The sequence below is a fragment of the Mycobacterium simiae genome, from assembly GCF_010727605.1.
Lineage (GTDB): Bacteria > Actinomycetota > Actinomycetes > Mycobacteriales > Mycobacteriaceae > Mycobacterium > Mycobacterium simiae.
The window spans coordinates 4145741-4170568 of record NZ_AP022568.1 but is presented as its reverse complement, the minus strand read 5'-3'; the positions used below and the strand labels follow the sequence as shown (position 1 = coordinate 4170568).

20 protein-coding genes are annotated in these 24828 nt (G+C 67.1%); 8 read left to right on the top strand and 12 right to left on the bottom strand.

Going from position 1 to position 24828, the window contains the following annotated elements; genetic code table 11:
* Positions 1-34: 34 nt before the first annotated feature.
* The 7 genes from G6N33_RS19540 to G6N33_RS19510 are packed head-to-tail and all read right to left on the bottom strand — an operon-like array spanning position 35 to position 7418.
* A complete protein-coding gene (locus G6N33_RS19540) occupies positions 35-1513 on the bottom strand; it encodes a hydrogenase large subunit (protein ID WP_044507405.1) in 1479 nt (492 codons plus the stop codon).
* Positions 1510-2985, bottom strand: a complete 1476-nt coding sequence (locus G6N33_RS19535) for a proton-conducting transporter transmembrane domain-containing protein (RefSeq protein WP_044507406.1) — start codon at positions 2983-2985, stop codon at positions 1510-1512. The genes G6N33_RS19540 and G6N33_RS19535 overlap by 4 nt, the downstream gene beginning before the upstream one ends.
* Entirely contained in the window at positions 2985-3647 is a 663-nt protein-coding gene (locus G6N33_RS19530) for a hypothetical protein (protein ID WP_044507407.1), read from the bottom strand. The genes G6N33_RS19535 and G6N33_RS19530 overlap by 1 nt, the downstream gene beginning before the upstream one ends.
* A gap of 10 nt (positions 3648-3657) precedes the next feature.
* A complete protein-coding gene (locus G6N33_RS19525; RefSeq protein ID WP_044512171.1) occupies positions 3658-4608 on the bottom strand; it encodes a respiratory chain complex I subunit 1 family protein in 951 nt (316 codons plus the stop codon).
* A 5-nt stretch (positions 4609-4613) separates the two neighbouring features.
* Positions 4614-6545: a proton-conducting transporter transmembrane domain-containing protein gene (locus G6N33_RS19520; RefSeq protein ID WP_044507409.1), complete on the bottom strand. Its 1932-nt coding sequence runs from the start codon at positions 6543-6545 to the stop codon at positions 4614-4616.
* 47 nt (positions 6546-6592) lie between these two features.
* The gene (locus G6N33_RS19515) at positions 6593-7069 is read right to left on the bottom strand and encodes an NADH-quinone oxidoreductase subunit B family protein (protein WP_044507410.1); all 477 of its coding nucleotides are present in this window, start codon (positions 7067-7069) and stop codon (positions 6593-6595) included.
* A gap of 4 nt (positions 7070-7073) precedes the next feature.
* On the bottom strand, positions 7074-7418 hold the full coding sequence (locus G6N33_RS19510) for a lsr2/espR transcriptional regulator (RefSeq protein ID WP_044507412.1): 345 nt from the start codon (positions 7416-7418) through the stop codon (positions 7074-7076).
* 161 nt (positions 7419-7579) lie between these two features.
* Between G6N33_RS19510 and G6N33_RS19505 the strand changes: the two genes are divergently transcribed.
* The 4 genes from G6N33_RS19505 to G6N33_RS19490 are packed head-to-tail and all read left to right on the top strand — an operon-like array spanning position 7580 to position 13008.
* Positions 7580-8557, top strand: coding sequence for an ABC transporter permease (locus tag G6N33_RS19505; protein WP_044507413.1), 978 nt, complete (start codon positions 7580-7582; stop codon positions 8555-8557).
* Positions 8554-9477, top strand: coding sequence for an ABC transporter permease (locus G6N33_RS19500; protein ID WP_044507415.1), 924 nt, complete (start codon positions 8554-8556; stop codon positions 9475-9477). Before G6N33_RS19505 ends, G6N33_RS19500 begins: the two co-directional genes overlap by 4 nt.
* On the top strand, positions 9474-11324 hold the full coding sequence (locus G6N33_RS19495) for a dipeptide ABC transporter ATP-binding protein (RefSeq protein WP_044507416.1): 1851 nt from the start codon (positions 9474-9476) through the stop codon (positions 11322-11324). Before G6N33_RS19500 ends, G6N33_RS19495 begins: the two co-directional genes overlap by 4 nt.
* A 16-nt stretch (positions 11325-11340) precedes the next feature.
* Positions 11341-13008: an ABC transporter family substrate-binding protein gene (locus G6N33_RS19490; protein ID WP_044512173.1), complete on the top strand. Its 1668-nt coding sequence runs from the start codon at positions 11341-11343 to the stop codon at positions 13006-13008.
* Here the strand turns inward: G6N33_RS19490 and G6N33_RS19485 are convergent.
* The 3 genes from G6N33_RS19485 to G6N33_RS19475 form a co-directional block, all read right to left on the bottom strand.
* Positions 12995-14242, bottom strand: a complete 1248-nt coding sequence (locus G6N33_RS19485; RefSeq protein ID WP_044507418.1) for an alpha/beta hydrolase — start codon at positions 14240-14242, stop codon at positions 12995-12997. The genes G6N33_RS19490 and G6N33_RS19485 overlap by 14 nt on opposite strands.
* 68 nt (positions 14243-14310) lie before the next feature.
* A complete protein-coding gene (locus tag G6N33_RS19480) occupies positions 14311-16932 on the bottom strand; it encodes an AAA family ATPase (protein WP_101528543.1) in 2622 nt (873 codons plus the stop codon).
* The gene (locus G6N33_RS19475) at positions 16929-18071 is read right to left on the bottom strand and encodes a metallophosphoesterase family protein (protein WP_044507422.1); all 1143 of its coding nucleotides are present in this window, start codon (positions 18069-18071) and stop codon (positions 16929-16931) included. Before G6N33_RS19475 ends, G6N33_RS19480 begins: the two co-directional genes overlap by 4 nt.
* Before the next feature lie 240 nt (positions 18072-18311).
* On the opposite strand from G6N33_RS19475, the gene G6N33_RS19470 reads away from it, so the two are divergent.
* Positions 18312-19277, top strand: coding sequence for an HNH endonuclease signature motif containing protein (locus G6N33_RS19470; RefSeq protein WP_044507424.1), 966 nt, complete (start codon positions 18312-18314; stop codon positions 19275-19277).
* A 51-nt stretch (positions 19278-19328) separates the two neighbouring features.
* The gene (locus tag G6N33_RS19465) at positions 19329-19805 is read left to right on the top strand and encodes a SixA phosphatase family protein (protein WP_101528568.1); all 477 of its coding nucleotides are present in this window, start codon (positions 19329-19331) and stop codon (positions 19803-19805) included.
* Positions 19806-19811: 6 nt separating this feature from the next.
* On the opposite strand, the gene G6N33_RS19460 is transcribed toward G6N33_RS19465, so the two are convergent.
* The gene (locus G6N33_RS19460; RefSeq protein WP_163771598.1) at positions 19812-20357 is read right to left on the bottom strand and encodes a DUF3558 domain-containing protein; all 546 of its coding nucleotides are present in this window, start codon (positions 20355-20357) and stop codon (positions 19812-19814) included.
* On the bottom strand, positions 20357-20881 hold the full coding sequence (locus G6N33_RS19455; RefSeq protein ID WP_101528542.1) for a DUF3558 domain-containing protein: 525 nt from the start codon (positions 20879-20881) through the stop codon (positions 20357-20359). The genes G6N33_RS19460 and G6N33_RS19455 overlap by 1 nt, the downstream gene beginning before the upstream one ends.
* Positions 20882-21093: 212 nt before the next feature.
* On the opposite strand from G6N33_RS19455, the gene G6N33_RS19450 reads away from it, so the two are divergent.
* Both G6N33_RS19450 and G6N33_RS19445 read left to right on the top strand, forming a co-directional pair.
* Complete coding sequence (locus tag G6N33_RS19450) at positions 21094-22860, top strand: ABC transporter ATP-binding protein (RefSeq protein ID WP_101528567.1); 1767 nt, start codon at positions 21094-21096, stop codon at positions 22858-22860.
* The gene (locus tag G6N33_RS19445; protein ID WP_101528541.1) at positions 22833-24749 is read left to right on the top strand and encodes an ABC transporter ATP-binding protein; all 1917 of its coding nucleotides are present in this window, start codon (positions 22833-22835) and stop codon (positions 24747-24749) included. Before G6N33_RS19450 ends, G6N33_RS19445 begins: the two co-directional genes overlap by 28 nt.
* The last annotated feature ends 79 nt before the right edge of the window (positions 24750-24828 follow it).

Below are 24828 nucleotides of genomic sequence, written 5' to 3'. Positions count from 1 at the left end.
GACGCCACCAGCAAGATTTCCGGACTGCGTGAAGCTACAGATCGTTACCCGCGTAGGACTGATTGAAGCTCTTGTTGGCCAATGGGAAGTCGGGCACAATCGTGTCGGCCATCGCCACCGGCAGCGCCGGCCAGTTGAACCAGGAGGGGTCGACGATTTTGGCGCGGGTGATGCGCTGGTTCGCGTCGATTTCGATGCGGTGCACGATGGTGCCACGCCAGCCTTCGACGATGCCGATACCGCTGCACGTAGCATCCGACCGGTCGGCCTGAGCGGTGTATTCGATTGCGCCGCTGTGTGACTCGACGAGATGTCGGACGAGGGCGGCCGAAGCCGCGAACTCGTCGCGCCGCACGGTGTAGCGGGCGAGGACATCCCCGTCGGTCGCACCGATTTCGGTGATGGGCAGTTCGACGGTGGGATGCTCGACCCGCGCGTCGGTGCGGCGCAGACCACTGGCCCGGGCGACGTACCCCAGACACCCGAGAGCCGAGGCGTCTTCGGTGCGCAGGATGGCGGTGCCGGCGAATCGGTCGTAGGCGACCCCGTTGGCCAGCGTCAGCGACGCGACCTCGGCCAGGTCGGCACCGAGCTGTCGAATTTCCTCGGTGTCCGGAAGACCTTGCAGCGCACATCCGCCCGGCCGGATGGCGCCGCGCAGCAGTCGATGTCCGGTGACCGTGGCGTTGAGCCGGAGCAGCCTTTCACGGATACGCAGGGCGTGCGCGTTGGCGATGCTGTAGCCGATGTCGTTGGCCAACGCGCCGAGATCGGCGGTGTGGTTATAAAGCCGCTCGAGTTCAACGATCAGCGCTCGTAGCCGGTGCACCTCGTCGGGCAGCTCCATGCCCAAAGCGTCTTCGACGGCAAGGCTGTGGGCCAGCGCATGCGCGGCCGACGTGTCGCCGCTGACGCGTTCGGCCAGATCGACCGCCCCCGTGGCGGCGCGGCCGTGGAACAGTTTCTCGATGCCGCGGTGCACGAACCACAGCCTGGCTTTCAGCCGCACAACGGTCTCGCCGGCAACGGAGAAGCGAAAGTGGCCGGGCTCGATGAGTCCGGCGTGGACCGGGCCGACCGGTATCTCGTACACCCCGGGTCCTTCGACGTTCAGGAAAGGGAATGCACCGGTTTCGGCGAATTCGGGTGCGGGCCCCGCGTCGTTACGCATCGGATGCCAGTCGGGCCAGTGCGCGTGGCGGACCAGGCGGCGCGGCTTGGGGTGGCCGACCGGGCGGATTCCGTACAGGTCGGCCATCTCACGCTCGAATCGGCTTGCCGGAAACGACAAGTAGGCCAAGGATGGAATGCTTGGATTATCTATCGGGACAACGCATTCGATCTCTACACGACGGTCCGGACCGCCGGCCAGAAAGAGGTAGACCACGCGCAGCTGGTCTGCATCGTCGTGAGTCGCGATCAACGCCAACCGGTACGAATCGTCCAGGAGTTGCTCGGCCGCTGCGGTGAGGTCATGCGGGGAAACTCTGTGCCGCAAGCAGTTTCGGGTCACCGCGAGGCTCCGACGTTGCTGCTGGCGGCGACGGTGAACAGTCCCGTGAGCGGACCCGCCGTGATGCCGAGGGCCGCCGAAACAACGATGCCGACGATCAGGGCGGCCGCGGCGGTGGCCGGCACCCTAATCGTCGGCGCCCCTGCCGCGGGCGACCCGAGCAGTACCCGCCCCGAGTTGCGAGCCAGCGCGGCGAAGGCGATCGCGATCAGCAGCATCGCCACGCCTAGCACCCAGGCCAGCCGCGCACTGGCCAGCGACCGGGCAATCGCCAGCTCGCTGGCGAACATTGCAAAAGGTGGCAGGCCCAGCAGGACGATCAGGCCGGTGGCGAAGGACAGGCCGATCAGGCGCGACCGGCGCAGGACGCCGGTGATATCGGCGATCGCGGTGGAGTCGTGCGCGGCCTGCAACTGGCCGCCCGCGAGGAACAACACCGTCTTGCCGACCCCGTGCGCAAGCACATGCAGCAGGAGCGCGGAGATCGCCAAAGTGGTACCGGCGGCGGCGGCGATCGCGATCAGGCCCATGTTCTCCATCGACGAGTACGCCAGCATGCGTTTGATATCGCCGGTGACGGTCAGCATCAACGCCGCGACCAGCAGCGTGACCAACCCGACCACCAGCAACCCGCTGCGCAGGAAGGCAGGCCCGGCAGCGGCGTCGATGATCGGCCGCAGTCGAATGATCACCGAGAATGCCACCGAGAGCAGCACGCCGCTCATCAACGCGGAGACCGGCGCGGGGGCCTGGCTGTGGGCGTCGGCCAGCCAGGTGTGGAACGGGAAGAGCCCGGCCTTGGCGCCGTAGCCGATGAGCAAGAGTCCGCCGGCCAGCCGGGTGACCGCGGGATCCAGGCTGCGGGCGTGTGTGGCAAGGACGTCAAGGTTCAACGCGTGGTCGGCGGGCGCTGCCGCGGTATAGCGTGCGGCGAAGTACAGCAGCACGGTGCCCAGGAAGGCAATGGCGATACCGACCGAGCAGATCACGACGTACTTCCAGGTCGCTTCCAGCGCGGTGCGGGTGCGGCGATGTCCCACCAGGAACGCGGTGATCACCGTGGTGGCCTCGATGGCCACCCATATCACCCCGATGTTGTTGGCGCACACCGCGAGCACCATCACCGCCAAGAACGCCGGTGTCAGTACTCCGTACAGGTGGGCACCGCGCTCGTCGATGTGGTCGTGCGCGAGTTCAGTGCCGATGTAACCGATGCTCGCCCAGGTGGCCAGCGTGCCGACGATTCCGATGACCAGGAGCATGGTGACCGTGAGCGCGTCGGCGCGCAGCAGCCCGCCGCACGCGAACTGAGGACCGGGCCCGACCCGAAAACCCAACGCCGCGCCACACCCCAGGATGGTGACCGCGGACAGGACGGTCGCGGCGGCGCTCAGGCGCCGCCAACCTCCGGCCAGGGCGGCGACGGCCGCGGCCAGGGGTGCGAGGATCGCGGTGAGCAGCAATGCGGTCATCAGTCGTGTAGTTCCTGCAGCTTGTCGAGGTCGGCGTCGCCGAACGTGCGCCGCAGCCGGCCGGTCAGCACGCCGATCACGATGACGGCGAAGAGCACGTCCAGGGAGGCTCCAAGTTCGACTATCAACGGCACTCCCGCGGTGAGTAGGAAGGCGGTCGCGGCAATCCCGTTGTCCAGCATCAAGAATCCGACCGCTTGCGAGACCGCGTGCAACCGGGTGGTCAACACGAACAGCGCGATCAGCACGACCGCGAACGCGGCGGGCACGGCGTTGGTGCTGGCGTCCGGTTCCAGGTCGACCACCGGTTGGGTGATCGCAAACGCGGCGACGATCAATCCGCCGGTGATCAGCAGTGAACTGGTGGTGTTGATCAGCGGGGTGGCCTCGCGTCGCGAGGCCAGTTCGGCGCCTACCACGCGGGCGAGCAACCACGGCAACACCACCACGCGCAGCACCAGGACCGCGACGGCCACCCCGATCAACGCGACATCGTGGTCATGGATGCCGCGCAACGCCGGGATCGCGGTCAGCGCCAGGCCCTGCCAGGCCAGCAGATGCACAATGGCCGGCAGCTCGCGGCGCCAGACGATGAAGACGGCCGCCAGCACCAGGCCGCCGGCGGCGAAGTCAACGAGGGTCGAGAAGTTGGCGTCGGTCATCGTTGGGCTCTCATGTCCGTAGCGTGAAGAAGTTGGCGGCGGTGACCGCGAGCAGGGCCAGCAGGAACGAACCCGCCAACAGCTCGGGCACCCGGAACAACCGCAGTTTGGCGACGAACACCTCAAATGTCGCGAGCAATGCGGCCAGCACCGCTACCTTGGCCACGATCGCCGCCACCGCCACCAACACCTGAAGTGCGGTGGGCGCAGCGGCGGCAATCCCCCACGGCAGGAACAGGTTTGCCAGCATCGCCAGCAGAACCGTCAGCCGCATCCCCGACGCCCATTCGACCAGCGCCAACCGAGGACCGGCGTATTCGAGGATCATCGCTTCGTGCACCATCGTCAGTTCCAGGTGGGTCGCCGGGTTGTCGACCGGCAGCCGCCCGGCCTCTGCGACGATGACGATCACCAGCGCGACAAAGGCGAGCACCGCGGTCAAGGACATCACGTGATCGGGGTGCGCGACCGTATCTGTCACCAGCGCACCGAGATTGGAGGATCCGGCCGGGATGGACAGCGCGAACACCGCCAGCAGGATTGTCGGCTCGACCAAGGCGGCAATGGTGATCTCGCGGCTGGCACCCATACCGCCAAACGAGGTGCCGGTGTCGATGCCGGCGAGGGTGAGCGCGACGGTGCCCAGAAAGAGTAGGCCGACCACGGCGAACAAATCCGCGCTGGCGTCCAGGGGTGACCCGGTGGCGACGATCGGCGCGATCGCCGCGATCAGCAGCGCGGTGCCGGCCACGATCGCGGGCGCGGCGACGAATACGATCGTCGTTCCCGTTGGCCTGATGGGTTGCTTACCAAGCTGTTTGACCAGATCGCGCCAAGGCTGCAGCACGCCACCGCCCGCTCGTCCCTCCCAGCGAGCCCGCACCTGGCGCGACACACCGACAACCAGCGGCGCGCCCACCGCGACCACGCCAAGCTGAGCCGCCCCCGCGACGTAGGACATCGCGTTCACTTGGCCGCCACCAGCACGATCAGCACACCCAGCGCACCGTAGGCCAAGTACAGGTGCACGCTGCCGGTGTGGGCGCGCCGCATCAGCCCCGCCGCGGCGGCGACCGCGGCGACCACCGGGGTATACAACCGCTGTTCGATCGCGTCGGCGATCGCGGTCCGGTAGGCGATTCTGTCGGCAATGAAACGCGACTCGGCCGTCTGGGTGACCTCGATATCGGTATCGGGGCGCAGCACGTCACCGAAGACTCGCTGCAGCGGCTCGGCGAAGGACGTGGCCGTGTATTGCATGCGCTCGGTGAGATCGTCTGCGCCGCAGGCCCACAGCGGTAGTTCGACCGGCGGGGGGCGCCGCCGTGAACGCAGCCCGGCCAGCCCGGCCGCCACCAGCGCCGCGCTGACCGCTCCGGCGGCGATCACGCCCGGTGCAATCGAACCGGGTAACCCCGGCAGTCGAACCACGGTGCCCAAGCCGGTGAACCCGGCGGGAGCGAAGGGCAAGGCCGCGACGGTCTGCCGCACGATCGGGGCGACCAGCCCCGGGGCGACCGCCAGGACCAGGCAGGCGCTCGCCGCGGCCATCATGGCCGCACGCATGCTGTTCGGCGCCTCACTCGCGTCGGCGGCCTGACTGGAGCGCGGACGCGCCAAGAACCCGATCCCGAACGCTTTCACCATGGCGGCCACACTCAAACCGGTCGCGAGAGCGACCACGCCGACGGCCGATGGCGTCGTCAGCGCCACCAGGCGATCGTGTGCGGGCGGCGCGTGGACCAGGGACTGGACCAGCAGCCACTCACCGACGAAACCGGCACCAAGCGGCAGCCCGCACGCACCCAGCGCGGCCACCCCGAAGAACACGGTCGTGTAGGGCATCCGGCGGGCCAGTCCGCCGAGCCGGTCGAGGTCTCGCAGGTGTGTCGCCGCAAGCACCGATCCGGCCGCAAGGAATCCCAGGCTCTTGAACGCCGCGTGCGCCATCAGATGCACCACCGCCGCGGCCGCGGCGATCGTCGCCGGACCGTAGTCGCCGGTGTCCGCGAAAAGCGTTGCCGCACCGAGTGCCAACACGACCAAGCCCATATTCTCAGTCGTCGAATACGCCAGCAGCCGTTTGATGTCGGTGGCCACCGACGCCTGCAGCACACCGTAGAGCGCGGAGATGGCGCCGACCGCCATCAGCACAAGCCCCCACCAGCGCGGGCCCGGCCCAAGCAGCCGCAGGTCGAAGCGGACGATGCCGTAGATCCCCAGGTTGACCATCGCCGCACTCATCAACGCCGACACGGGGCTGGGCGCCTCGGGATGGGCGCGCGGTAGCCAGGCGTGCAGCGGCACCAATCCCGCTTTCGACCCGAAGCCGACAAACGTCAGCACGAACACCGCCGTGCGAGCACCGCCGGATACCCCGGTGAGGTCCGCGAGCCGAATCGATCCGCCGGCCGCCGACAACACCATTAGCCCGACCAGGATCGCGACGAAGCCGAGCTGGGTCATCACCGCATACGACAGACCAGCCGCGCGGACCTGCGAGCGGGTGTGTTCGGACAGCACCAATATCAGCGATGCGATCGCCATCAACTCCCACGCCAGCAGGAAGGTTGTCACCGAGCCCGCGGCCGGCACCAGCTCCATCGCCGCGACAAACACCGGCAGCAGGGCCAGCGTGACCCGGCTCAGCCGCGCACGCCGCGCGTACCCGATCGCATAGCAGCCCACCGGGACCGCTACCACGCCCGTGAGCGCGACGAAGAATCCGCCCAGTGGGTCGAGTTCCAGCCGGACGCCGGACAACGGAAGAAGCCAGTCGACTGCCACCGGGTGTACCGAACCGAACATCGCGTGCAGGCCCAGCCACACCCCAATGACGCCGACACCGGATGTCACCATGCCACCGAGAACCGCACCAAAAGCCCGCAGTGACAGCATGTTTGGCCTCGGCGTCGCGCTATCGGCCGGCGCCGTAATGGTAATCGTCACTTCCCGGTCACCGCTCGCAGGGCCGCAACGATCTGGGCGGGTGTGGGCGGACATCCCGCAACTTCGACATCGACGGGCACCACCTCGCCCACCGAACCCGCGACGGCATAGGAACCTTTGAACACCCCTGCGTTCAAGGCGCAATCGCCGCACGCGATCACCACCCGTGGGCGTGGCGTCGCCTCAACGGTGTTGCGCAGCGGGCCGGCCATGTTGCGCGTCACCACCCCGGTCACCAGCAGCGCATCGGCGTGCCGGGGCGAGGCTACCAGCCGTGCCCCGAACCGCTCCGCGTCGTACACCGGACCGAACACGCCTGAAATCTCCACCTCACATCCGTTGCACGAACCCGCATCAACATGCCGGATCTGTAGCGAACCCTTCACGCCCAGCGCCGATTCCGTCGCCGACGGCGCCGCCACAGCGGGCTCGACGATCCGGCCAACGCGAATGATCTTGGCCAGCCAACCCATGGCGCTAATTGGCCGTGAAGCCGGCGCGCAGGTCGTCCAGCACCGCGACCCGATCGGCAAGCACCCTGGCCAACACCTGGCGCGCCACCGCCAGCAACTCGGCGATATCGGGCGAGGCGATCGAATACGTCACGACGTTGCCGTCGCGGTCCGCGACGACGACGCCCGCCCGACGCAACACCGCCAGTTGCTGGGATAGGTTCGACGCTTCGAGTCCCACATCGGACACCAACAACTCCCCGACCGAGCGATCCCGCTCCACCAGCAGCTCGAGAATTCTGATGCGTGCCGGATGGCCGAGCGTCTTGAAGAAATCGGCTTTGAGCTTGTACAGGGGCTTCGATTCCACCTTTGCTCCTGAAGAATTCACTACACGTAAAGTTGATCAGTTGAAGAATTCATCATACGTCCTGGCTGCCGGCGGCGCCGAGTTAGGTCGCCGGGTTCCGAGCCAGCCTCGCGCTTATCTCGCTAACCTGTCCCAATGCGATGCAGGCAGGCCGCCCGGGCATGATCCGGTACCTCGCCCGACGGTTCCTCAACTACGCCGTCCTGCTGGTGCTGGCGTCTTTCCTGACTTTTCTGTTGACCTCCCAGACATTTCACCCGCTGGACAGCTTCGTGCAACGTCACCCGACGCCACCACCGGAGGCCATTCACGCCAAGGCCGTTGCGCTGGGCTTGGATAAACCGGTGGTCCTCCGCTATGCCAACTGGGTCTCGGGTGTGGTTCGCGGTGACTTCGGGATGACGGTCAGCGGCCATCCGGTCTCCCAGGAGCTGTGGCGCCGGGTCGGGGTGAGCCTGCGGTTGGTGGTGACGGGCTCGGTGCTGGGCACCCTGATCGGCGTTGTCGTGGGCGCCTGGGGTGCGGTGCGGCAGTACCGGCTCAGCGACCGAGTGATCACGGTGTTGTCGCTGCTCGTCTTGAGCATCCCGTCGTTCGTGCTGGCGAGCCTGCTCATTCTCGGCGCACTGCGGGTCAACATGCTCACCGGCGTGGGGATCTTCCAATACACGGGCGAGACCTCGCCGCTGCCGCCCACCGGAACCGTCGACGCGCTGATCGGGCGGCTGCAGCACATCGTGCTGCCGACCCTGACGCTGGCTCTGGGCGCGATCGCGAGTTTTAGCCGCTATCAACGCAATGCGATGCTCGACGTGCTCGGCGAGGACTTCATCCGGACCGCGCGCGCAAAGGGATTGACCCGTCGGCGCGCGTTGTTCAAGCACGGGCTGCGCACCGCGCTCATCCCGATGGCCACGTTGTTCGCCTATGGCGTGAGCGGGCTGGTCGTCGGGGCGGTGTTCGTCGAGAAAATCTTCGGCTGGCACGGCATGGGCGAATGGGTGGTATCGGGAATCGCGACCCAGGACGCGAACGTTGTCGCGGCCATCACACTGTTCTCCGGCGCGGCAGTGCTTTTGGCGGGCTTACTGTCCGACGTCATCTACGCGGCACTGGATCCGAGAGTGCGGGTGTCATGACCACGCGCACCGGCGTCGACCCCGTCGCGACGTTCACCTCGCGTCGAAACCTGTTGGTGCGCCGTTTTCTCCGTAATCGGCCCGCCGCGGCCGCGTTGATCCTGCTGGCGCTGGCATTCATCGGATGCTATGCGTTGCCGCCGCTGTTGCCCTACAGCTACCTCGATCTGGACCTGCACGCGCTGCTGCAGCCGCCGTCGACGCGACACTGGTTCGGTACCAATGCGCTGGGCCAGGACCTGCTGGCCCGCACCCTGACCGGCATGCAAAAGTCGCTACTGATCGGCGTATGCGTCGCGGTAATCTCGACCACGATCGCCGCCACCGTCGGATCGGTGGCCGGCTATTTCGGGGGGTGGCGGGATCGCACCCTGATGTGGCTGGTGGACCTGCTCCTGGTGGTGCCCAGTTTCCTGCTGATCGCGATCGTCACGCCGCGGACCAAGCATTCGAACAGCATTCTGTGGCTTATCGTGTTGCTCGCCGCATTCGGCTGGATGGTCAGCTCGCGGATGGTGCGCGGACTGACAATGAGCCTGCGTGAGCGTGAATTCGTCCGCGCCGCACGGTATATGGGCGTTTCGAGTCGGCGGGTGATCGTTCATCACATCGTGCCGAACGTGGCGTCGATCCTGATCATCGACGCCACACTGAACGTCGGATTCGCAATTCTGGCCGAAACCGGGCTCAGCTTCTTGGGATTCGGCGTTCAGCCGCCGGACGTCTCGCTGGGCACCCTGATCGCCGAAGGCACGCCGTCGGTGACTACGTTCCCATGGGTCTTCCTGTTCCCGGGCGCTGCGCTGGTCGCGATTGTGTTGTGCGCGAACCTCGCCGGTGACGGACTGCGCGACGCCGTCGATCCGTCCGCGCGGCCCACACGTCGAAAGAAACCCAAGATGGCGGGACGGCCGCGGTGACGGCACTGCTGGAGGTGACCGACCTCAGCGTCACCTTCGACACCGGGGACGTGCGGGTGCCCGCCGTGCGCGGCGCGACGTACCACATCGATCCGGGCGAAGTCCTGGCCATCGTGGGCGAATCCGGCTCGGGTAAAAGCACCGCGGCGATGGCCGTGGTCGGGCTGCTGCCGGAGTACGGTCAGGTCTCGGGTTCAGTGCGGTTGCAAGGCCGAGAGTTGCTCGAGCTGCCCGACCAGGCGATGTCTCAGGTCCGCGGCAAGACGATCGGCACCGTGTTCCAGGACCCGATGTCCGCGCTGACCCCCGTCTACACGGTCGGGGACCAAATCGCGGAAGCCATCACGGTCCACCACCGCGACGTCGGCCGGGCAGCCGCCCGCACGCGCGCCGTGGAGCTGCTCGAGCTCGTCGGCATCGCACAGCCGGACCGCCGGGCGAAAGCGTTTCCGCACGAGTTGTCCGGCGGCGAGCGGCAGCGGGTGGTCATCGCGATTGCGATCGCCAACGATCCGGATCTGCTGATCTGTGACGAGCCGACCACCGCGCTGGACGTCACCGTGCAGGCGCAGATTCTCGACGTGCTGCGCACAGCGCGCGACGTCACCGGTGCGGGCGTGCTGATCATCACCCACGATCTGGGGGTGGTCTCGGAGTTCGCCGACCGGGCGATGGTCATGTACGCCGGCCGTGCGGTCGAGATCGCCACTGTCGACGATCTGTACCAGGACCGCCGCATGCCCTACACGGTCGGGCTGCTCGGTTCGGTGCCGCGGTTGGACGCCGCGCAGGGCACCCGGTTGATCCCCATTCCCGGCGCACCGCCCACGGTATCCGAGCCGGTGCCCGACGCTTGTCCGTTCGCGCCGCGCTGTCCGCTGGTGATCGACGAGTGCCGTTCGGCCGAACCACCTTTGATCTCCGTCGCGGACGGGCACCGGGCGGCCTGCATTCGCACCGACGAGGTCGCGGGCCGCACCGCAGCCGAAATCTTCGACGTGTCAACGCATCCGGATCGCATTGACGGCGCGTCCGGGGAACGCGATGCGGTGCTGCGGGTCACCGACCTCGCCAAAACCTACCCTTTAACCAAGGGGGTCGTCTTTCGCCGGAGGGTGGGTGAAGTGCGGGCTGTCGACGGCATCAGCTTCACTTTGCAGCGGGGCCGCACGCTGGCGATCGTCGGGGAGTCCGGGTCGGGCAAATCGACCACGCTGCAACAGATACTCGAACTGGCACCCCCGCAGTCGGGCACTATCGAGGTGCTCGGCGCCGACGTGGCGCGGCTGAGCGCCCAGCATCGTCGTGCGCTGCGGCGCGACGTTCAGGTGGTGTTCCAGGATCCGGTAGCGTCGCTGGATCCCCGGCTCCCCGTTTCCGAGGTCATCGCCGAGCCCTTGCAGGCGAACGGGTTTCGCAAGAGTGACGCCGATGCGCGAGTCGCGGAGCTGTTGGACATCGTCGGCCTGCGCCGCGCGGACGCAGCTCGCTATCCGGCCGAGTTTTCCGGCGGACAGAAGCAGCGCATCGGGATCGCGCGGGCGCTGGCGTTGCAGCCCAAAATACTGGCCCTCGACGAGCCGGTGTCGGCGCTGGACGTGTCGATCCAAGCGGGCATCATCAACCTGCTGCTTGACCTGCAGGATCGCTTTGACTTGTCGTATCTGTTTGTCTCACATGATCTTTCGGTAGTAAGGCATCTGGCGCATCGGGTGGTGGTGCTCTACCGCGGCGCCATTGTCGAGCAGGGCGACAGTGACGAGGTTTTTACCGATCCACAGCACGAGTACACCCAGCGGCTGTTGGCCGCCGTTCCGCGAGCACATCCCGATGTCACGGCCGGTTAGCATCGGCGGGGTGAAAATGATGCCCAGGGCCCGCAAAATCGCAGTGCTGGCCGTCGCGTCGGTGTTGCTGGTCGCCGGATGTTCCACCGGTTACCAGGCGCTGCCCGAGACGCGGGCCGCGCAGCTCGGCGCGCGCAGCGACATGAACCCGCAGGACCCCACCACGCTGCGGGATGGCGGCGACCTGCGACTGCCGTTGACGGCGTTCCCGGACAACTTCAACGAGCTGAACATCGACGGCAACACCTCCGACACCGCCGCGGTGCTCGGTGCCACCCTGCCGGGAGCATTCGTGACCCAGCCCGACGGGACGCTGAAGCTCAACACGGACTACTTCACCGGGGCCGAGCTGACCGGCACCAACCCCCAAACCGTCACGTACACAATCAATCCCAATGCAACCTGGAGCGACGGCACGCCGATTACCTGGGAGGACCTCAAGTCCGAGGTCGAGGCGTGCAACGGCCACGACAAGAGGTACCTGATTGCCAGCCGGGCCGGGTTCGAACGTGTGAAATCGGTGACCCGCGGCGTAGACGACCGGCAGGCGGTGGTCACCTTCTCTGTTCCGTACTCCGAATGGCGGGGGATGTTCGCGGGCGGGATACAGCCCCGCAGCATGACGGCCAATCCGGAGGTCTTCAATAAGGGCCAGCTCGAGCGGCCCGGCCCGTCGGCCGGCCCGTTCCTCGTCTCCACCATTGACCGGACCGCCGAACGCATCGTGCTGACCCGAAACCCCCGCTGGTGGGGCCGCAAGCCGCGCCTGGATTCGATCACCTATCTGGTGCTCGACGTTTCGGCCATCATCCCCGCGCTACAGAACAAGGCGATCGATACCGCGGGCATCACCACGCTCGACGATATGGTGACCGCCCAACGGACACCGGGCATCGTGATCCGTCGTGCACCTGCCCCCACCTGGTTCCACTTGACCTTCAACGGTGCCGACGGGTCGATCATGGCCGACGAGCGGCTGCGGCTGGCGGTTTGTCAGGGCATCAACCGCCAGGCCATCGTCGATGTCGTCCAGCACGGCCTGGCCACACACCCCACGCCGCTGAACAACCACATCTACGTGGCGGGCCAGGTCGGATACCAAAACAACAGTGCACCAGCTGATTACAACCCGGACAAGGCTCGGCACGACTTGGATGCCATGGGCTGGAAGCTCCGCGACGGGGTACGCGAGAAGGACGGCAAGCAGCTGATCGTCCGCGACGTGCTGTTCGACGCCCCGTCAAACCGGCAGATCGCGATGGTGGCACAGAACAGCCTGGCGCAAATCGGTGTGAAGCTGGTCCTCGACGTCAAAGCCGGCAACGGTTTCTTCAGCCAGTACATCGGCGTCGGCGACTTCGATATCGCTCAGTTCGGTTGGGAGGGCAACGCGTTCCCGTTGTCGGCGCTCCCCCAAATCTACACCTCGGACGGTGACAGCAACTTCGGCAGGATCGGCAACGCCGCGATCGATGCGAAGATCTCCGAGACGCTGTCGGAACTGGACCAGGATAAGGCGCGAGCGCTCGCCAATCAGGTGGACTCGATGATCTGGCAGGAAGGCTTCAACCTGCCGCTGTTCCAGTCGCCAGGCAACCACGCGGTGCGCAGCGACTTGGCTAACTTCGGCGCGCCGGGTCTGGCCGACATCGATTACACGGCAATCGGGTTCATGCGGACTTGATCCGCGACGGCAGCGGTAGGGCTGGTAACGCGCCCTCGACGATGGCCGCCACCAGCACCGCCTTCCACAGCACGCGCAGGGCTGGCCGCGCCGGCAGTGCATCTAGCGCAGGTTCTTGACCGGCGAGCCTGTCGACCTCGCCGCGGCACACCGCCGCAGCGACGGCCAGCGCGGCCGGCTCGCGAAAGTCCAGCGCGCTGTGCGCCGTGGTCGGCAGCGCCAGCAGCACCGCACCGGGCACCAACGACGCCACCCGCTCGGCCACGGCGCGGGGCGTCACCAGATCGCGGCCGCCGGAGATCACGACCGTGGGCCAGCCGAATTTCGGCATCTCGCTCACCAGGTCATACGGCTCGCACTCGAATACGTGTGTCACATCCATGATTTCGCGCATCGCGGCGGCGGGGTCGAATGGCAGGCCATCAGGTTCGGCCGCATAGTCCAGTTCACGGAACGCGATGCGGCTGACCAGGTCGACCTCGTGGCGGTAGGCCACGTTGAGGCTGACGACCGCAGACATGCGCGACAGGGCCCACCACAACGCTTTTCGACCGCTCAGCAACAAGTCCAGTTCGCGATCCAGCAGCGACGCCCCACCGTAGGCGTAGATGGTAGTGGCGATCTCCCCCGCCGACCCGGACAGCAATCCGGAGTCGAAGAGCTTGCGGGCTTTTGTTGCCAGCGCGGCGGTTTCGGGTGTGTCACCGTCGAAAAATAGGCCCCGAACAGCGTCGCGCACGATCACGATGTCGTGGCGCGACAGCAGCGGCGAGTCGAGAATCATCGCGTGCACTCGACCGGGATGACGCACGCCCACGCCGGCCGCGATATAGCTGCCGTACGACGTGCCGTAGATGACGGCGGAGCGCACCCGGGCGTCGTCGAGCACGGCGGCGACGTCGTCCACCACCTGGTCTACGGTGATCGCTTCGGGCGGCAGGTCGGCGCCCGAGTCGTCGTGCCGCGACATTCCGATGCCGCGGTGTTCGATCATGATGACGTCGAGCCCGGCGTTCGCCGCTCGGCGTCGCAACCCCTTGTAGACCTGCAGCGACGCCACGCCGGGACCGCCGGGGATGATAACCAGCGGATGCGCGGACTTGCGGCCGGCGCGCACGTAGTAAAGATCGAACTCCTCGGAGTTGCCCGGGGATATCGGCCGGCGGACCGGCCGGACACCAGGCATTTCGGCGAGCTTCTGCTGCACCCGGCGACGTCTCGCGTTTATTGTCATCACGGCTTATTCTGCCTAGCCCGGGGACGATCAGCAGCACGGCGCTGGCTGCCGCTTGGGTCTTCGAGCTACACGTTGAGATCGATGCGGTGCGCGCCCTTGACTCCGTCGTAACGGTCGGGACTGCAGGTCAACACGATCACCTGCCCGTGCGCGCCAACGCTGTCGAACACCTCACCCATCTTGGCCAGGCGGTCCGGGTCGGTGAAGCCGAGCGCATCGTCGACCACGACCGGGACCGCGTCTTCCTTGGCGACCAGGGCGGCACCGGCGAGGCGCGCCAAGATCCCGAGTTGTTCCTTGGCCCCGCCCGACAGCGAGTCGTAGGGCACCGTGACGCCGTCGAGGGTTCGGCTGCGGATACACAGGTCGGTGTCGATGTCGACTTCGAAGCTGGGCCCGAAGACCGGGCGACCGAGCCGCTGCAATTCCGTGCGGTACGGCTCGACATAACCGAGCCGGGTGGTGTCGCGGTGGCGGGACATCACCGACCGCAACAACTGGGCGGCCCGGGCCCGGCTGCCGATCCGCGCGTGCTGGCTGGCCGCGTGCTCGCGCTCGATCTCCGCGGCGTCAAGCTTGCCTTGCCGACCTTCACTGCCGAAAACCGAGAGCTCGACGGCCAGTTCACGCAGTTGCGCGGTCGCGTCTTCATGGCGGCGGCGCAGCGAGCAGGCGGCCTCGGTGGCCGCCGCCAATTCGGCGGCAACCGCGTCCGGCGCGGCGTCGGCCAATTGCCGGTCCAGTTCGTCGGCCCGCTGCTGCGCGGTTTCTGCGGCGCGTTGCGCGGCCAGCGCCGACGAGGCCAGGCCTTCGTCGCTCACCGAGGCGCGCTCTTGAACGAGCTGGGCGGCGGCCCTGCTCAGTTCGGCTTGCTGGCTGGTCACCTCGCTGAGTAGAAGTGTTGCAGTCGTGGAGGTTTCGGTGAGCCGGGTGTCCGCGGCCACGGCGTCACGACGGCGGGCCTCGGATGCGGCGGTTGCGGTCAGCAGCGCCGCTTGCGCGGTGTCGAGCTCGGTGCGGGCGGCGCCAACATCGGTGCGCAAGAGGTCGGGCTCGGCCGGTTGATCGGCGCGCAGCCGCGCCAGGCGTTCCCGCAGCGCGTCGATGTCGTCGTCGCCGCACACGCCGGACAGGGTCGCACTCAATTGGTCGCGGCTGCTCTGCAACTCACGGCGATGCTGGTCGGTCGAGCGGGCCGCGGCGAGATCTGTGACCCCACCGGCCGTCAGCGCGGCAGCGAATTCCTGTTGGGCAGCAGCGTGTTTCGCCTGAACGTCGAGCGCAGTCGCGCCGGGGGTGATCCGCGCCGTCAGAACACCGGGCACCTCGATCTCGGTGGGACCCGTGCACGTCGTCGACAGGCTCTCTCCGGCCGACAACGACACATGTTGGTGTCCGACGGTGAGTTCGACCGCAGCAATGGCGGTGAAGTCGATTGCCGCAGAGATCATCTCCAGCTGGTCGCTGGTCCGGTCGACGGCGGCGGCGGCGGCTTCGATGCGCCGAAGCTGCTCCTCGGTGAGGACGATCCGGTCCAACTCGGCAGTGACGCGGCCGCGGTCACGCTGGATCGCCTCGATCCTGGCCAGTCGTGCGGTCAGCCGGTCACGCTCTTCGCGGCCGGCGAGTTGATCGACGGTCCGCCGTGCGGCGTCGGTGCGAGCCTGCAGGTCGGCCACGACTTGGCTGGCCTGCCGCAGCGCCGCACCGGCCGCGTCGGCCTGCGCACGCGCCTCGGTCTGCGCCTCGGCGGCTTGCTGTGCCGCGGCCTCGGCGGCCGCGACAGCCGCTGCGCGGGCTTCGATGTCGGCGACCAGTCGCAACCGCCCGGTGTGTGCGGCGGTGGCGGCGTTGCTGGTGGCCGCCGCGGCGGCCGCGACCAATGTGGCTTCGCGGGCTTGGCGAGTGAGGTCGGCGATCTTATCGGCCGCGGCCTGCGCGCAGGCCAGTCGCGGACCCGTCGCGACTTGCAGGTGCGAGAGTTCGGCGACTTGCGCGGTCAGCGCGGCATGGCGACCCACCCGATCGTCGACCTCCGCGACCGCCGCCCGGCATTCGGCCACGCGGTCCTCCGCCTCGGCCAGCCGGGAGATGGCCGCGGCCCATTCGCCGGTGGGCCGCCCGGTACCGGTGAAGTAACGTGCATATTCCGCGTCGATGCGCTCGATCAGCAACGGCTCGTTGCCCGACAGCGCGGCCTGGTCGCCGGCGGCGACGTCGAGTGCCCGCGACAGCGCGTCGCAACCGGACAGATCGACCGGGGCGGTCGAGGTGGCCTGCAAGACGCGTTGGGCATGCCACAGATCGTTGTCCACAGTCTCGGCGAGCATCGCGCGTACGCGATCGTGCGCTTCGTCACCGGTCAGTTGCTCGCGGCGCGGCGCCAGTACGGTCAACTCCGTCTCGGATTTTTTGTGGAACCGCTTCCGGTACACGAATCGGTATGTGCCGCAGCTAATTTCGGCCGTTACCTCGGAACCGACATCACTGTTGGTGGGTTTGACCTGCTTGACTTCTTTTTTGGTGGATCGGTCCCTGGACTCCAGCAGCAAGTCCAGCGCCTCGATCATGGACGACTTGCCGATCTCGTTGGCGCCGCTCACCACGACCACGCCGCGGTCGGGGAATTCGAGGTCACGGTGCCGGATTCCGCGGTAGTTCGTCAATACCAGCCGGTGCAACTTCATGCCGCGCCCCGGTCGGTCAGCCGCAGCAGCAGCGCCAGTGCGGCCTGGGCATCGCTGGCCGACTCGAGGTCGTCGCCGCGAGCCGTGGCGACCAGCTCTTCGACCGCCGCGGCGGCGAACCCGCCGATCCCCAGATCGGTGAACTCGCCGTCGGCGGGGATCACCGCCAGGTCCGTGTGGCGTTCCCACGTGCCCAAGTGGGCGAACAGCCGACCGTATCGGTCTAGGCAGGCGTCCAAGGCGGCGCGATCGGTCACCGTCAACGAACCCGTCAGTGCCAGCCGCACCACGGTGCGATCCTTGTCGGTCATCAGGTCGAGATTCATGTCGAGGTCGGCAATGTCGCGGCTGTTGTCGACCTGGCGGTGCAAGGTGACGAATCGCCAGCGCCCCACTCGATGGGGCATCACCGACACCGCACGGGAGTCATCGATGTCGACGACCAGGACGTGTCCCGGGTCGGATTCCACGTCATCGAAATTCGTGACTTCCGGTGACCCGGAATACCACACGCGGCCGGTGCCGCCGACCTGGGTGAGCGAATGCTTGTCCCCCAGCGCCGCATAGTGGGCCGTGCCGCGAGCGAGTGCCTGCTCGAGCCCGGCCAGTCGAATCAGCGACGGCTTGTCGCGGTCGGGGTCCAGGACGTCGACGCCGCCGTGGGCGACGAGGATGCGGGTGACGGGTGCGGGGCTCAGGCCGTCGAGAACTTCGGCGACCAGATCGGTGGTCGGAGCCTTGGACCGCCATGGCGCAGCGACGATCTCGACGCCCGGCCGCACCTGATGGATGCCGGCTCGATCGAGCACCACGACGTTGTCCGGACATTCGGCCTTGAACAAGGCACTGGTGAACACCGACGACGCATCGAGGGGATCGTGGTTTCCCGGTAACAGGTAGACCGGAATACCGATGGCGCGCATGGCTTCCAGCGATTGACCGATCACCTCGGGAGCGAGCTGATTGTGTTCGAATACATCGCCGGCGACAACGACGAATTCGGCGCCCACCTCGGCCGCCAGGGCGCCCAGGCCGGCCACCGCATCGCGACGGGCGGCCGAGTACCGCGGCTGGGCGTCCCCGGCGAGAAAGTGCCGGGTCATGCCCAGCTGCCAGTCGGCGGTATGCAGAAATCGCATCCCGGCGCTCCCTTCGGCAACGGCGTGGCTATCAAGGCACCGCGAAGTCTAAGTGGGTGCACCGACAACTCGGGGGACGCGCACCGGCATGCCTCGACGGAGTTTGGTGGAGGTGTCGTTTGGTCCGGGTTTGGCTGAGTTTCGCCGTGGCTGCACACTGGCGAATTTTCTTGCGTCACTTACGTTTCTGTTGTCACATCGGGGCCGGTTTGTGTCGGTGGGGGTGCCTAGCGTCGGGGTATGAATTCGAGTTCAGCACTGCTCGACGGCGACACCGTCACCGCGGCCTTCGACACGCTCGAGGCCGCGCTCGACACCGTTCTTGGCCTCGACGCCCGGATGCTCACGACTCGGGATCGGTTGGTGATGCTGGCCCGCTACGAGCGGGTCCGCCGCATGCTGCCCGCCGGCGAGCACCCGCTGATCAACCAGTTGGCCCGGGAGGCCACGCCGGCGGAGTTGGGCGGCAGATTGTCGCATGCGATCGCCGACTGGACGCAGGTCAGCCGCGCCGAAGCCGGACGGCGGGTCCGTGAAGCCGCCGATCTGGGTGAGCGGTGCGCGTTGACCGGGGCGCCGTTGGCGCCGGTGTTGGCCGCGACTGCGGCCGGGCAGCGTGCGGGGCGGTTGGGGCGGGAGCATGTGGCGGTGATTCGCGGCTTCTACCACCGGTTGCCCGGCTGGATCGACGACGACACCCGCACCCAGGCCGAAACGCATTTGGCCGGGCTGGCTACCCAGTACCGGCCCGACCAGTTGGCCCGGCTCGCCGAGAAGCTGACCGACTGCCTCAACCCCGACGGCAACTTCACCGCCGACGACCGTGCGCACCGTCGCGGCCTGACCCTGGGCAGGCAGCAACCCGACGGCATGTCCGCGGTGAGCGGCTGGCTGACCCCCGAACTGCGCGCGACCCTGGACGCCGTCCTGGCGAAGTTGGCCGCCCCCGCCTGCGACGTCGGCGGCTACTACTGCGAAGTCCACCACATCACCGACTACGCCACCTGCCACGACACCGGCATCGACAACCTCACCCTCGCCTGCGGACCCCACCACCGACTCCTGCAACCCCACGGCTGGACCACCCGACGACGCGCCAACGGCCACACCGAATGGATCCCGCCGCCACATCTCGACCGCGGCCAACCCCGCACCAACTCCTACCACCACCCCGAACAACAACTCCGCGAACCACAGCAGGAGTGACCGTCGCCTAACGTGAAGCGGGTGAGCGAAACTCAGCGCACGCTGTTGCTGATGCGGCATGCGAAATCCGGCTACCCGCCGGGCGTCGCCGACCATGACCGCCCATTGGCGCCGCGCGGCATTCGGGAAGCGGGGCTGGGCGGGGACTGGCTGCGTGCCAACCAGCCGAGCATCGACTTCGTGCTGTGCTCCACGGCAAACCGCGCCCGGCAGACACTGGCACACACGGGCATCGAGGCCCCGGTGCAGTACCGTGAACGCCTTTACCACACCACCCCGGGGACGATGATCGACGAAATCAACGGCGTGGCCGACACGGTCCACACCCTGCTCGTGGTCGGACATGAACCGACGATGTCCGCCCTGGCGCTGGGCCTGGCGGGTGGCGAAGACACCGATAATGCTGCCATCCAACGTATTTCGGAGAAATACCCGACGTCGGGAATCGCAGTGCTGCACGTGGCCGGCGACTGGAAAGACGTACAACTCGGCAGCGCCGCGTTGACCGGCTTCCACGTTCCGCGCTGAACCCCGCTAGGAGTTCGTCGACAGCGTCAGCTCCATCAGCTTGATGGCCTGACCGCACGCATCGATACCGGGCGCCTGAGGGTTGACCCACCAGCCGACCACCCCGGCGGCGTCGCTGGCCACGCCACACGCGCCGTTCGGATCGTCCGGACGCATCACGATCGAATTCACGCCCGCGATCGCCCGGCTTTCCACCTTGTACTTGAGGAAGTCGGCCACCTTGCGCTCTTCGCTCAGGCTGCCCTGCTCGAACCAGAACCGGGTGATGTCGATCAGACCGGCGGGGTTGGCCGCCTGCCAGCGGCAGATCGCCCCGACGAACGTGCTCTGAATATCCAGCGGGTCCGCACCTACGGTCTTGGCCAGGATGTCACTGGTCAAGACCTCACACTCCTTGAGCAAATTCGGATATTGCTGTTGGGAGTTGTTGTTGCGCGGCACACTGCCCGAACCCGCCTTGACGGCGTTACCGCCGATCGACCTCGAGCAACCGGTCAGCACGACCAGCGTGGCGAGCAAAACGACTACCGCCGTTCGGATGCGTCTTGTCATCATTTCGAGTTCGCAATCGATTGCCGAGTCAGTTCTCGGGCGATGTCACACGGCGGCGGGAAGGGTTTCTGGCTGAAGCTGATCGACCACTCGATGAAGTCGTCCTGGAACTGGATTCCGACCTCACACAACGAGTCGCCCAGGTTCGGCTCGTTGCCAACCGCAATGAAGCCGCTGTGGCCGTTGATGGTGATGTCGTCGACCGTGGCGCGGGATAGCTCCTCAGTCTTGCGCTCGCGTCCGATCGGGCTGCCGCGATACCAGGAGAAAGAGAAGTGCGGTCCGAGAATGCCGCCCCCGGCCAGCCACTGGCAGCCCACGGAGTTACGCGCGGTGTTGATCAGCCCGCTCACCTTCGTCAGTTCCGCCACCGTCTGATCGCTGACGCCACCGCACTGCGGAAACATCGGCCCATGATGCCCCTCGGCGTCGCCGGGAGCCGACGACGACGTGCTTCCCGGCTTGTTGTCACCGGAACCGGAACAGCCCGCCACCGACGGGACCAGAATCGTCACGGCCGCCATGGCCAGCGCCGCGAGGTTACGATGCACCGCTACCCTGCTTCCGCTCGGCTTGCTGCTGGTCCACACGATGCACTGTAGCGGCAGCCCCGCGGGTCAACCACCGACACGCCACCTGAGCAGGCGTTTCGGTGCGTTTGCCGGATACCGCTCCCGCACGCAACCGCCCGGCGGTGCGCGCCACCACGCCGCGCGCCATATGCGACAGTTACCCAATGCTTCTGGCACTGCTGCGCCAGTACATCCGGCCGTACCGCCGGCTGGTGGCGGCGCTGCTGATGCTCCAAACGATCAGCACCCTGGCAACGCTGTACCTGCCGACGCTCAACGCCGCGATCATCGACGACGGCGTCGCCAAGAGTGATACCGCGACGATCGTCAGGCTCGGCGTCCTCATGCTGGCAGTCACCGGGCTGCAGGTGCTGTGTTCGATGGGCGCCACCTACTTCGGGTCCCGCACCGGGATGGGGTTCGGCCGCGACCTGCGCCTGGCCATGTTCGAACATGTCACCACGTTCTCCGAACGCGAGACCGCCCGATTCGGCGCCCCGACGCTGCTCACCCGCAGCACCAACGACGTTCGGCAGATCCAGTACCTGGTGCAGATGACCGGTACGGTGCTGGTGACCGCGCCGATCATGTGTGTCGGTGGAATCTTCATGGCCATCCACCAGGAGGCCGCGCTGACCTGGCTGCTGCTGGTCAGCGTCCCGGTGCTGGGTGTGGCCAACTACTGGATCATGTCGCACATGCTGCCACTGTTCCGCAGCATGCAGGCGCTGATCGACGGCATCAACAGGGTAATGCGCGACCAGTTGTCCGGGGTGCGGGTAGTTCGGGCGTTCACCCGCGAAGCCTTTGAGCGCGACCGGTTTGCTCGCGCCAACGCCGCCCTGTCGAATGCGGCCCTGACGGCCGGCAACTGGCAAGCGCTGATGTTGCCGGTGACGACGCTGACCATCAACCTGTCCAGCGTCGCGCTGGTCTGGTTCGGCGGGCTGCGCATCGATCGCGGGCAGATGCAGGTCGGTTCGCTCACCGCGTTCCTCGCGTACTTCACCCAGATCCTGATGGCCGTGCTGGTCGCGACAATGACGCTGGTGGTGTTGCCGCGGGCGTCGGTGTGTGCCGAGCGAATCACCGAAGTGATGTCGACGCGGGCCGCCGTCGCAAGCCCGCAGCAGCCGAAGCTTCCGGCGCACGGAATCACCGGCGTGGTGCGCTTGGATGCTGCGGCATTCACCTACCCGGGCGCCGAGCGGCCAGTGCTGCACCAGATTTCGCTGACCGCCCGACCCGGCACCACCACCGCAATCGTCGGCAGCACCGGCTCGGGCAAATCGACGCTGGTGTCGCTGATCTGCCGGCTCTACGACGTGACCGCCGGGGCGGTGCGCCTCGACGACCTCGACGTCCGCGACTACGACATTGAACGACTTTGGGCGGCAATCGGATTGGTGCCGCAGCGTGGCTATCTCTTCGCCGGCACGTTGGCCGAGAACCTGCGAATGGGCGCTACGCCGGACCAGGCGGTGACCGACGACGACATGTGGGAAGCGTTGCGGGTGGCCGCGGCCGACGATTTCGTCCGCGCACACCCCGACGGGCTGCAGATGCGCGTCGCCCAGGCCGGCATGAACTTCTCCGGTGGCCAACGGCAGCGGCTGGCGATAGCCCGGGCCGTGATCCGCAGCCCGGCGATCTATTTGTTCGATGACGCGTTCTCCGCGCTGGACGTGCATACCGAGGCGCGGGTCCGCGCCGCGTTGCGAGAGGTCGCCGGTAATGCCACCACCATCGTTGTCACGCAGCGGATTTCGACGGCTTCGCGGGCCGATCACATCGTCGTCATAGACGACGGGCAGTTGGTCGGCTCGGGCACGCATGAGTCGCTGCTCGGCTCCTGCCGCGCCTACGCGGAATTCGCCGACTCGCAGTCGGTGGACGCGGTGCGATCCGACCACGTCGGGGACATCCCGTGACGACCACTCGAGCCACCCCGGTGACCCGGTCGCGCGACTTCTGGAGTACCGCCGCGCGACTGGTGCGACGACTTGCACCACAACGAAACCTGAGCATCGCGGTGATCGCCCTGGGCCTGGCCGGCACCGCCATCGGGGTTGTCGTGCCGCGAATCCTCGGCCACGCCACGGATCTACTCTTCAACGGGGTGATCGGACGCGGCCTGCCCGCGGGGATCACCAAGGCGCAGGCCGTTGCCCAGGCCCGCGCTCGCGGTCAAACCACCTTCGCCGACCTGTTGTCCGGGATGAACGTGGTACCCGGCCGCGGAGTGGACTTCGGTGCCGTGGCGCAAACGTTGGCCATCGCGTTGTCGATGTACCTGGTTGCCGCACTGCTTGTTTGGGCGCAATCGCGGTTGCTCAACGTGACACTGCAACGCACCATGGTCGCGCTGCGCAACGACGTCGAAGACAAAGTCCACCGGTTGCCGCTGTCGTACTTCGACGGGCGGCTGCGCGGCGAGCTGCTGAGCCGGATGACCAACGACATCGACAACGTCCAATCGTCGCTGTCGATGACGATCAGTCAGCTACTCACGGCGTTGCTGACCGTGGTGGCAGTACTGGCGATGATGCTGTCCATCTCGCCGCCGCTGACCCTGATCACGCTGCTGACCGTGCCGCTCTCGCTGCTGGCGACCCGGGCGATCGGCCGCCGGTCGCACCGGCTGTTCGTGGCACAGTGGACCAGCATCGGCCGCCTCAACGCCCACATCGAAGAGACCTACAGCGGATTCACCGTCGTCAAGACGTTCGGTCACCGGGCCGCGGCGCGGGACCGATTCCGCACCCTCAACGACGACGTCTACGACGCAAGCTTCGGATCGCAGTTCTTCGCCGGCCTGGTGGCACCGGCCACGACGTTCATCGGCAACCTGGGCTACGTCGCGGTTGCGGTGCTCGGCGGGCTGCAGGTGGCGACCGGACAGATCACCCTCGGCAGCATTCAGGCATTCATCCAGTACGTCCGCCAGTTCAACACGCCCGTGAGCCAGGTGGCCGGGATGTACAACACCCTGCAGTCCGGGGTGGCCAGCGCGGAGCGGGTGTTCGCCCTGCTCGACGAGCCCGAGGAAACACCGGACCCGCCGGGGACAACCGCGCGACCCCAGCCCAACGGTCCGCCCGCAGCCGGGCGGGTCGAGTTTGCGCAGGTCAGCTTTGCCTACCAGCCCGGCACTCCAGTCATCCACGACGTGTCGATGACGGCAGAGCCGGGCAGCACCGTGGCGATCGTCGGGCCGACCGGAGCCGGCAAAACCACGCTGGTGAACCTGCTGATGCGGTTCTACGAACCCGATTCCGGACGCATCCTGGTCGACGGCGTCGACATCACCACCGTGAGCAGACAGACCCTGCGCTCACGCATCGGCATGGTGCTGCAGGACACCTGGCTGTTCGACGGGACCATCGCCGAGAACATCGCCTACGGACGACCCGACGCCGGCCCCGACGAGGTGATCGAGGCAGCCGCCGCGGCCTACGTGGACCGCTTCGTGCACACGCTGCCGAACGGCTACCAGACCCGGATCAGCGGAGGCGGCGACAACATCAGCGCCGGCGAGAAGCAGCTGATCACAATCGCGCGCGCATTCCTCGCCCGCCCGCAACTGCTGATCCTCGACGAAGCCACCAGCTCGGTGGACACCCGCACCGAGGCGCTGATTCAACGCGCGATGCGCGAACTTCGCCGGGATCGCACGAGTTTCGTTATCGCACACCGGCTTTCGACGATCCGCGGCGCCGACCTCATCGTCGTGCTCGAGGCCGGGCGTATCGTCGAGCAGGGCAATCACGCCGACCTCATGGCGCGGCGGGGCGCCTATTACGCAATGAGCCAGGCCTAGTTCGGCCGACCTGAGGCGTTACTGAAACGACGCCAAGAAGTTATTGAGGATCCATTTAGGCGCGGGGCTGAACCTAGTC

Coding starts and splice junctions, on each gene's coding strand:
- G6N33_RS19525 (WP_044512171.1), bottom strand. CDS start 4,608: ATGTCCTACGTCGCGGGGGCGGCTCAGCTTGGCGTGGTCGCGGTGGGC.
- G6N33_RS19460 (WP_163771598.1), bottom strand. CDS start 20,357: ATGACAAGACGCATCCGAACGGCGGTAGTCGTTTTGCTCGCCACGCTG.
- G6N33_RS19490 (WP_044512173.1), top strand. CDS start 11,341: ATGATGCCCAGGGCCCGCAAAATCGCAGTGCTGGCCGTCGCGTCGGTG.
- G6N33_RS19500 (WP_044507415.1), top strand. CDS start 8,554: ATGACCACGCGCACCGGCGTCGACCCCGTCGCGACGTTCACCTCGCGT.
- G6N33_RS19480 (WP_101528543.1), bottom strand. CDS start 16,932: ATGAAGTTGCACCGGCTGGTATTGACGAACTACCGCGGAATCCGGCAC.
- G6N33_RS19535 (WP_044507406.1), bottom strand. CDS start 2,985: ATGACCGCATTGCTGCTCACCGCGATCCTCGCACCCCTGGCCGCGGCC.
- G6N33_RS19485 (WP_044507418.1), bottom strand. CDS start 14,242: ATGACAATAAACGCGAGACGTCGCCGGGTGCAGCAGAAGCTCGCCGAA.
- G6N33_RS19475 (WP_044507422.1), bottom strand. CDS start 18,071: ATGCGATTTCTGCATACCGCCGACTGGCAGCTGGGCATGACCCGGCAC.
- G6N33_RS19520 (WP_044507409.1), bottom strand. CDS start 6,545: ATGCTGTCACTGCGGGCTTTTGGTGCGGTTCTCGGTGGCATGGTGACA.
- G6N33_RS19505 (WP_044507413.1), top strand. CDS start 7,580: ATGATCCGGTACCTCGCCCGACGGTTCCTCAACTACGCCGTCCTGCTG.
- G6N33_RS19470 (WP_044507424.1), top strand. CDS start 18,312: ATGAATTCGAGTTCAGCACTGCTCGACGGCGACACCGTCACCGCGGCC.
- G6N33_RS19455 (WP_101528542.1), bottom strand. CDS start 20,881: ATGGCGGCCGTGACGATTCTGGTCCCGTCGGTGGCGGGCTGTTCCGGT.
- G6N33_RS19450 (WP_101528567.1), top strand. CDS start 21,094: ATGCTTCTGGCACTGCTGCGCCAGTACATCCGGCCGTACCGCCGGCTG.
- G6N33_RS19515 (WP_044507410.1), bottom strand. CDS start 7,069: ATGGGTTGGCTGGCCAAGATCATTCGCGTTGGCCGGATCGTCGAGCCC.
- G6N33_RS19465 (WP_101528568.1), top strand. CDS start 19,329: ATGCGGCATGCGAAATCCGGCTACCCGCCGGGCGTCGCCGACCATGAC.
- G6N33_RS19530 (WP_044507407.1), bottom strand. CDS start 3,647: ATGACCGACGCCAACTTCTCGACCCTCGTTGACTTCGCCGCCGGCGGC.